We start from the raw sequence: 2,355 nt of genomic DNA on the forward strand, positions 1-2,355 counted from the left end.
CCGTGCTGACGAAGATATTGCCGGGGTGCATGTCGGCATGGAAGAAACTGTGGCGGAACACCTGGGTGAAAAACACCTCCACACCGCGCTCGGCCAGCAGTTTCATGTCGGTGCGCTGGTCGGCCAGGGTGGCCATGTCGGTCACCGGCACGCCGTAGATGCGCTCCATCACCAGCACCTTGGGGCGGCACAGGTCCCAGTAGACCTGGGGCACGTACATCAGCTCCGAGCCTTCGAAGTTGCGCCGCAGCTGGCTGGCGTTGGCCGCCTCGCGGAGCAGGTCGAGTTCGTCGTAGATGGTTTTTTCGTAGTCGCCGACGATTTCCACCGGGTGCAGGCGGCGGGCATCGGCTGAAGCCCGCTCGGCGCCTTTTGCGATCAGGAACAGCCAGGCAAGGTCCTGGGCGATCACTGGCTTGAGGCCCGGGCGTACTACCTTGACCACCACTTCCTCGCCGGTCTTCAGGCGCGCGGCATGCACCTGGGCCACCGAGGCCGAGGCCAGCGGCTCGACGTCGAAGCGGCTGAACACTTCACCCACCTTGGCGCCAAGCTGGCTTTCGATCAGCGCCACGGCCTGTTTCGGGTCGAACGGCGGTACGCGGTCCTGCAGCAGCATCAGCTCGTCGGCGATGTCGGTGGGCAGCAGGTCGCGGCGGGTGGACAGCAACTGGCCGAATTTGATGAAGATCGGCCCCAGGTCCTGAAGCGCCAGGCGCAGGCGGGCACCCCGGCTGAGTTCGGAGGGTGTGCGAGGCAACCAGCGCCATGGCATCAGCAGGCGCAGGCTGCGCAGCCACCACGGCAGCGGCAGGTCGAAGAGCAGGTCATCGAGGCGGTAGCGGATCACCACGCGCTGGATGCGAAAGAGACGACGGACGGCGAGCAGCTTCATGCGTTATCGCTGGTATCAAGGGATCGGGAGAGGCGCTGCAGGCGCGCCTCGAGGCGTTCTAAATCGACCTTCAGGGTATCGAGCTCGCTGAAGGCGGCTTCGGCTTCGCGCTTGCCTACCAGGGTGCGCGACTCTTCGGCCAGGTACTCGGACAGGTTCTGGCTGAAGCGTGCCAGGCCTTGGCGGGTCCAGCGTGCACGCAGGCGCACGTGGCCGGCGAGCAGCGAGGTGGCGACCGGGCCGAGCCAGCGTTGCAGTTCGTGTTCCCAGTCCAGCTCCAGGTCTTGCAGCACACCGAACAGGTCGAGCAGCACGGCACTGTCGCCATGCAGCTCGACCTGAGGGCTATGCAGCACGGCCGTCTTGTCCTTGGCCACGGCCAGTTGCAGCAGGCTACCGGCTGGCGCGCGCAGGCTGCAGTCGACCTCGCCTTGCCAGTGGGCGGCAAGCATCAGGCCCTCTTCATCGGGCAGGATGAACACTTGCAGGGCCGGCTGGCGACAATCGATTTCGATGACCTTGCCTTCCAGCGCGCCCAGCCGCGGCAATGCCGTGCTGTCCATGCGCAGGACGCGGTTCAGGCCATGTTCGACGCTGGCGAGCAGCCCTGCCAGCAACATCAGGGCTTGATTCCCCGGTGCACGGCGACGATGCCGCTGGTCATGTTGTGGTAGGTGACCCGGTCGAAACCGGCATCGACCATCATGGTCTTGAGGGTTTCCTGGTCGGGGTGCATGCGGATCGATTCGGCGAGGTAGCGGTAGCTCTCGGAATCATTGGTGATCAGCTTGCCGGCCAGGGGCATGAAGGCGAACGAGTAGGCGTCGTAGGCCTTGGACATCAGCTTGTTGGTCGGCTTGGAGAACTCCAGGATCAACAGGCGTCCGCCCGGCTTGAGCACGCGCAGCATCGAGCGGATGGCTTCGTCCTTGTGGGTGACGTTGCGCAGGCCGAAGGCGATGGTCACACAGTCGAAGTGGTTGTCCGGGAATGGCAGTTTCTCGGCGTCGGCCTGGACGAATTCGATGTTGCCGGCAACACCACGATCGAGCAGGCGGTCGCGGCCGACCTTGAGCATCGAGTCGTTGATGTCGGCGAGCACCACTTGGCCGGTAGGGCCGACCAGGCGCGAGAACTTGGCTGCCAGATCACCCGTGCCGCCGGCGATGTCCAGCACCCGATTGCCGCTACGCACACCCGACAGCTCGATGGTGAAGCGCTTCCACAGGCGGTGCATGCCGCCGGAAAGCACGTCGTTCATCAGGTCGTACTTGGCAGCCACCGAGTGGAACACTTCGGCGACTTTCTTCGCCTTCTGGCTCTCGGGCACATCCTGGTAACCGAAATGGGTGGTGGGTTCGGCGTGTTCGCCTTTGCGCTGGTCGTTCATATCGCTTCACCGGAAAAAATTATCGCCATTCTAGGGCGAACGGGCGCATTTGTCTTGGCGGGGTGTACCG

General features: G+C 64.2%; 3 protein-coding genes. All 3 read right to left on the minus strand.

Annotated elements, in window-relative coordinates; all coding sequences use genetic code 11:
- Positions 1 to 895, minus strand: an 895-nt coding sequence (locus BLX42_RS08860; RefSeq protein WP_256671949.1) for an AarF/UbiB family protein, incomplete at its 3' end; no start/stop codon positions are given.
- Positions 892 to 1,515, minus strand: a complete 624-nt coding sequence (locus BLX42_RS08865) for an SCP2 domain-containing protein (protein ID WP_046785013.1) — start codon at positions 1,513 to 1,515, stop codon at positions 892 to 894. The genes BLX42_RS08865 and BLX42_RS08860, both read right to left, overlap by 4 nt.
- The gene (gene ubiE, locus BLX42_RS08870; RefSeq protein WP_161871600.1) at positions 1,515 to 2,285 is read right to left on the minus strand and encodes a bifunctional demethylmenaquinone methyltransferase/2-methoxy-6-polyprenyl-1,4-benzoquinol methylase UbiE; all 771 of its coding nucleotides are present in this window, start codon (positions 2,283 to 2,285) and stop codon (positions 1,515 to 1,517) included. Before ubiE ends, BLX42_RS08865 begins: the two co-directional genes overlap by 1 nt.
- Positions 2,286 to 2,355: the final 70 nt, after the last annotated feature.

Origin of the sequence: Pseudomonas sp. SG-MS2, assembly GCF_009933855.1 — a bacterium.
GTDB classification, from domain to species: Bacteria; Pseudomonadota; Gammaproteobacteria; order Pseudomonadales; family Pseudomonadaceae; genus Aquipseudomonas; species Aquipseudomonas putida_E.